This window comes from Rhizobacter sp. P3_B12 (assembly GCF_056402895.1).
This window is the reverse complement of the sequence record NZ_JBFUGN010000310.1, coordinates 1-6,196: the sequence shown is the minus strand read 5'-3', so window position 1 is coordinate 6,196 and position 6,196 is coordinate 1. Positions and strand designations below refer to the sequence as shown.

The 6,196-nt window shown below is 60.4% G+C and carries 4 protein-coding genes and 1 pseudogene; 4 read left to right on the top strand and 1 reads right to left on the bottom strand.

Going from position 1 to position 6,196, the window contains the following annotated elements; translation table 11 throughout:
* The 4 genes from AC1D01_RS16920 to AC1D01_RS16905 form a co-directional block, all read left to right on the top strand.
* Window positions 1–2,031 (top strand): hypothetical protein (locus tag AC1D01_RS16920; protein WP_477868230.1); only part of this gene is annotated, 2,031 nt, incomplete at its 5' end.
* Window position 2,032: 1 nt separating this feature from the next.
* Window positions 2,033–3,178, top strand: coding sequence for a trypsin-like peptidase domain-containing protein (locus AC1D01_RS16915; RefSeq protein WP_477868228.1), 1,146 nt, complete (start codon window positions 2,033–2,035; stop codon window positions 3,176–3,178).
* 31 nt (window positions 3,179–3,209) lie between these two features.
* Entirely contained in the window at window positions 3,210–5,264 is a 2,055-nt protein-coding gene (locus tag AC1D01_RS16910) for a DNA/RNA non-specific endonuclease (protein WP_477868226.1), read from the top strand.
* Between the two features lie 156 nt (window positions 5,265–5,420).
* Window positions 5,421–5,954 (top strand): hypothetical protein, encoded by a 534-nt coding sequence (locus AC1D01_RS16905; protein WP_477868224.1) that lies wholly within the window; start codon window positions 5,421–5,423, stop codon window positions 5,952–5,954.
* A 114-nt stretch (window positions 5,955–6,068) separates the two neighbouring features.
* Here AC1D01_RS16905 and AC1D01_RS16900 read toward each other — a convergent pair.
* Window positions 6,069–6,196 (bottom strand): annotated as a pseudogene (locus tag AC1D01_RS16900) (IS5/IS1182 family transposase); the annotation flags it as partial.

Sequence of the window (6,196 nt, the reverse complement as noted above, 5' to 3'; positions counted from 1 at the left end):
CCATTGGCGTATCTCGATTTCGACAGACCTGACCGCGACATCGCCGACATCGGGGGGCTCACTGCCGAAATCATCCGCCAGGTTCATGCGCAGCGAGGAGGCGAGGCATACGAACCCTTGCTGCTACAGGCGGCATTGCTGGTGCAACTCGAAGAGGATCGTCGCGCAGTTGAACGGGCTTCAACCTCAAACGGAACGACGCTCGATCGGGATCCGAACCGCGATTCTCAAGAAGCAACCGATTTCGAGATGGTCGTGGAAGTCGCGGACGTTCTGAACCGGCTTCTCGTTGTGCTTGCGCAAGAAGAGGTGCCCGGTCCGCTCGTTCTCATCCTGGACTCCTTCGAAGAGGTCCAATACCGTAATGAAGCGAGGGCACAGGCCTTCTGGGAAGTGCTGCAACGCACCGAAGGCGGTGCGAAGGACGTGCGGACGGTAATTTCTGGGCGCGCTCCAGTCCGTTCGCTCACGTGGAACGATCTACCGGCGACGGAGCTCGAAGTCGGGGAGCTAGATGAGGCGGCGGCCAATGCCTTCCTCAAAGGACGGGGGATCAAGGACCCAGCAGAACGTCGCGCCATCATTCGTGTGGTGGGCTGCATGCCCTTGTCTCTGGTGCTGGTTGCGACCTTGTTGATGGCCGAAGAGGGCAGAGTTGCCGCACTTCAGGGTCTGTCGGGCAAGCGTCGCCTTTGGTTTTCGGCCACAGACGAGGTCATCCAAGGGCAGCTCTACGAGCGCATCCTCGGGCATATTCACAACCCCAGGGCGCGCAAGCTCGCGCATCCGGGTCTCGTCCTTCGCCGGGTGACCCCGGACCTCATCGAGCACGTGCTCAACGAACCTTGCAACCTCGGCATCGAGTCACGGGCCGATGCGCGCGAACTCTTCGAGGAACTCAAGCGCGAGACGGCGTTGGTCACCATCGACGACGCGGAAGACGCCGTTGTTCACCGCCGTGACCTTCGGGCAGTGATGCTCAAGCTCATGGAGGCCAAAGACCCACCGCTCGTGCAGCGCATTCATGCTGCTGCGGCTTCGTGGTATGACGGCAGCCGGGACCTGCGTTCTCGCGCGGAGTACTGCTATCACGCACTCCACCTTGGTGAGTTTCCTCAAAGATGGCTGATTGACAGCGAGATTCGCTCCAGCATCCAGGCGTCCATCAAAGACTTCGCGCCGGAAGTCCAGGAAAGACTCTATCGCATCGATTACCTCCGAGAAGGCGGTCGGAGCGCGCAATCCAAGCCGACGAACGACCAGCTGATCGTCAGTGTCGAAGCTGCGCTGGCATACGCGCGAGTGGGGCTTAGGATCAGGGAGAAGGACGTGCGCAGGGCGTACGACGATGAACGGTCATTGCGCATGGCATTGCTCGGCTGGCGAATGTTCACCGAGATGAATGAAACCGATACGGCGCTTGATTGGCAGCGACGCGCCGACAGGTGCTCGGTGCTGGAGCCCGACCCACGTCAGCGTCTTTTCTTCCTGAGTGAGAAGTGCTGGCATCTGCACGCGGTGAACCGCCGCTGGGAAATGATCGAACAGGGTCTTCTCGACAGTTTGGGCAAGCATGCGTGGCGTCTTCATGAGAATTGGGCGATCGCACAGTACTGTTTGCACGAAGACTTGGCGAAGCCTTTCGAAGAGGTCCGAAACGAAACGCGAAGCGCGTTGCGACGGTTGGAATCGACCGACCTTTGGGACATCTTTCCCGTGGTCGGCGCTGCGTGTGAACGATCCACATGGGGGATGGACGTTTGGGTCCATTTGGCCCACCTTATCGCGGATCGCTCCGGCCCCCTGGTCCGTGCGGACATGAAACAAATGGATCGTTCACGTCACGATCTGGTGCAGGCCGCTAGGCGCGGGCTCTCCGACAGGCCGATATTTGTCGGCGACCAGGACCGTTGGTGTAGGGAGCTCGCAAGCCAAGTCGCAAAACTCGCCCGTTCTTGGCCATACCGGGTACTTCGCGTGCAGGCCGCCTATTCATCGGGCGGCGACGAACTCTCGGAGTCGGTGGCATAGCATGGCCTTCCAGTACGTGTCTGCTACCGAGGAGGATGCGCTCATTGCAGCGGCCATCGCGAGCGACCTCGTCGATGCTGACCGTAAGGACCGCATGGAGGGCATCGACAAGCCTTGGGCCAGTGCACTCAGATTCGGAAACAGCGCCCAGGATCGCTTTATTTTCGAACTGCGCGCCTGCAACAGCATCGAACGCCTGCTCGACGGAACCGTGCCGCTGGCGCGCTTTCTTGCCAACTGCACGAGGTGGCTCAAGTTTCGGTCGCTGCCCGAAGCAACGCTCTTCTCCACCCAGGCTACTCGTATTGGGAACAGGACCAGCGGGACACCCCCGATGGCGATCGCTGCCGCTCTTCCTGTCGCCATCAAGCAAGAAGCGATTATTGGGCGCAACGAACTTCTCGACTACGTCTTCTTCTCGAAGGGCCTGCGCGTGGGAAAAAGCGTGGGGCGGATCCTGATTCCACGCTTTGAGGGCGAAACCCAGCGCCTTCTTGCTGACGGCAAGCCGTGGATCATGAACGGCACGGTGTGGATGATCGCGAACGACCTCGCCATCACCAACCATCATGTGATCAACGCGAGGAACAACGACGAAGGTCCGGCAAGCGCGAGCGAGTTCGAGAAGCAGGCCTCCGAGGCTGTACTTCAGTTCGACTTTGACCACGCTGGAGCGGCCCCGACTTCCGTGCGAGTGGCAAAGCTTCTCGCACAAGACCCTGACCTGGATTTCGCCTTGCTGTCTGTGAATGCGGGCGGACCGGAACCATTGCGCATTGCGCCCTCTCGCTTGAGCCTGGATGCGACTTCGTGGCAGCCACTCAACATCATTCAACACCCTTTGGGCGGCCCAAAGAAAATCGGCATTCGCAGCAACATTGCCCGCACTGCCGACAACGATGCGGTTCGCTATTTCACGGACACAGACTTCGGGTCATCCGGCTCACCCGTGTGCGATGACAGGTGGCAGGTCGTGGCGCTTCATCGCGGAGCGGAGGAGGTCTCCGGCGTAAAGTTTCAGGGTCAGGAAACCGCCTACATCAATCTGGGGACGCAGATCCATGCGGTCCTGGACAAGATACGGACGCAGAACGCCGCTATCGCGGATCAGATCGCGCAGTGCCAGACTGACCTTGCGTTGGCATGAGCAAYGGAGCAACCCATGGGAGGAAGACGCCATGAGCGACGGACTGGAACGCCTGCGAATTTTCAATCGAATGGTCAGCGAGCGCGACCCTCATCTCGCCGAAGAGGCCAAGACAGGCGTGACGGCAAAGGCCAAGGCAAAGCCCAAGGTGATCCAGGAGGGAGCGGCGCCAGCGGCCGCGTTGACAGACGACTTGACGCTCGAAAGCATCATCATGCGCACGCAGCGACCGGTGCTTGCGATCAGGGACAACGATGCCGTCCTTGAGTTCGACGAGATCGAGGATTCGAAGACATGGAAGGATCGCCTGAAAGCCGCACAGCCGTCGCTTAGCGGGACGATTCCTGCGGTGGGCCGGATCGAGCTGACGGGGAGCAAGTACGACTGGATCGGCACGGGCTGGCTTATCAATGAAAGCGTGCTCGTCACGAACAGGCACGTGGCCGAAGCCTTTGCGATGCGCAAAGGGCAGGGCTTCTCGTTCACGATTGGTTTGACGGGGCGGCCCGTCGAGGCCGCGGTTGACTTCTTCCAGGAGATCGACAACAACCGGAAGCCGGTGTTCAAGCTGCTGCGCCCCCTGTTCATTCAGCAGGCTCCGGGCCCCGATGTCTCGTTTTTCGAGGTCGACCTGACATCAGGTAAGTCCTCGTTGGCGAAGCCGATCACCCTTGCCACGCGCGTACGAGAAACCCTCAATGCCGCAGTCATCGGTTACCCGGCCTACGACAGCCGGGTTCCCGATGTCGATCTGATGGAGAAGATATACGGCCGCAAGTACAACAAGAAGCGGCTGGCACCAGGCTCCGTGACCAAGGTCCAAGACAAGCAGATCTTGCACGACTGTACGACGCTGGGCGGCAATTCGGGTTCGGCCGTCATTGACCTGGACTCGGGGGAGGCCTTGGGCCTGCATTTCAGCGGCACCTTCCTCACGACCAACTACGCAGTGCGTGCCGACGTGGTCGCCAAGCTGTACGCGGACGTCAAGAGTGGCCGGGTGTTCAACGAAGCGCCTAAACCGCCCCGGCAGTCCCCGGCTATCCGTGCCTCCACCGCCCAGCCCGACTCGGACCGTTCGGTGACCGTCACGATCCCTTTGAGAGTGACGGTTTCTCTCGGCAATCCGGGTAACCCGGGCTCGCCCTCACAGGTGAGGCACGTCAGGGTGGCGCCAACACCCGGCGACGATGGGTCTGGCGACATCGCCGGCGACGAAGGACGCGTGGAGGACTACAGCGACCGAGAAGGGTACCGGGGGGACTTCCTCGGGGATGGCGCGGAGGTGCCCTTGCCGTCGGTGGAATCCCAGGCGAGTGACGTCCTCAAGTACGACAACAACGGCAAGGAGGATTTCGAGCTTCGCTACGAGCACTACTCCGTCGTGATGAGCAAGAAGCGCCGGATGTGCTTTTTCAGTGCGGTGAACATCGACGGCCAGTTGTCAAAGAAGAGCGCGCGGGTCGCATGGAAGTGGGACCCACGCATCCCGAAGGAGCAGCAGATCATGAACGAGTGCTATGGCAACCCGCCCAGGTTTAGCCGTGGCCACATGACGCGGCGCGAGGATCCGGGCTGGGGTGACGCTGCGACAGCGAAACGCGGCAACGAAGATTCCATGCACGTCACCAACACCATGCCGCAGATGCAGGCGTTCAACGCACCAATCTGGCTCGCGCTGGAGGACTACGCACTTCAGCATGCGCGTGAAGATGACATGAAGATCTCGGTGTTCACGGGACCGTTCTTCAAACAGAGCGACCCTGTGATGTACGGCGTCAATATCCCGAGGTCGTTTTGGAAGGTGATCGCGTTCATCCACGATGAATCTGGCGCACTCTGCGCCACGGGCTATGAGATGTCCCAAGTCGACCAGCTACAACCCGAAGAGGAGTTCGTCTTCGGACCTTTCCGTTCCCCGCAGCTTGGCACAGCCACGCAGGTGAGCATCGCTTCCATCGAGAAAAAGGCTGGTCTGAGCTTCGGTGATCTGGCCGATGTCGATCCGCTTGCCGCCGGAAACGAAGCAATAGACGGTTGCCCATCTGAGCCGCTGCTCGCACTGGAACAGATTCGCTTCGTTTGAGTTCTGTCCCTTCGCTGCATCTGTGCAGGGTGGTACAGACAGAGGGAAGGCACCTGCACGTGACACCTTACACGCCGTGCGAGCAGCCGTGATGAGGCAAGGCTTCAGTTCCATCGCGCGCTGTTCACATGCCAATACTTCTCCGAGGGAGCAACGATGAGCCTTGTAGCTGCCAGCACCATCGCCTATCGGCGGCGCGCCGACACACGGCGCCCGAATCCCGAAACCCTACCGCAGCTGGAGGAAGCTGTTGGTGGCGAGCCAGAGACAACCAACGCCGTGACGTCCGCGCTGAGTGCCATAGCGACCTATATCCCGTCCGAAATCCTGACCCTGTACGTCGCGGTAGTCGCTGCGCTGACACCGACTGCAGGTACGTCTGCGAACGTGACCACACAATGGTCGACGCTTATCATTTTTACCACCCTGACACCCGTTGTGGTTTGGGTGCTGTACGCGATCAAGGTCAGTGGAGCCGGCAAACCGCTGCCGGTCACGCCTACCAATTGGCCGCTGTGGGAGATGAGTTCCGCCACCATCGCATGCCTCGCTTGGAGTTTTGCGATGCCGCAGACACCGTTTAATGGCCAACCTTGGTACTCGCCACCTCTCGCCGGGATCGCCGTGCTGGTCGTCAGTACGGCGCTGGGCCTTGTCGCGCCACTGTTCACCAGGCGCGCATTGACCTAGGGATGAGCTGATCAATTCAATGTCTGGAGCCGACAGCTTCTCTGCGAATGCATTGCACCGCGGCGAGCGCACGTTTGCGTGGATTTCGAATGATTGGCGAGCTCGTCTTAACCTTCAGGGCGCACTGACCCCTGCAGGCCTGAGCAGCGGCCTCTTGGCGATCATGAGGTTGGCCAGCGCGAACAGGCTGTACATGCGCGCCCCGTTCTTGGCCAGCCCGCGATAGCTGACCTTCTTGTGGC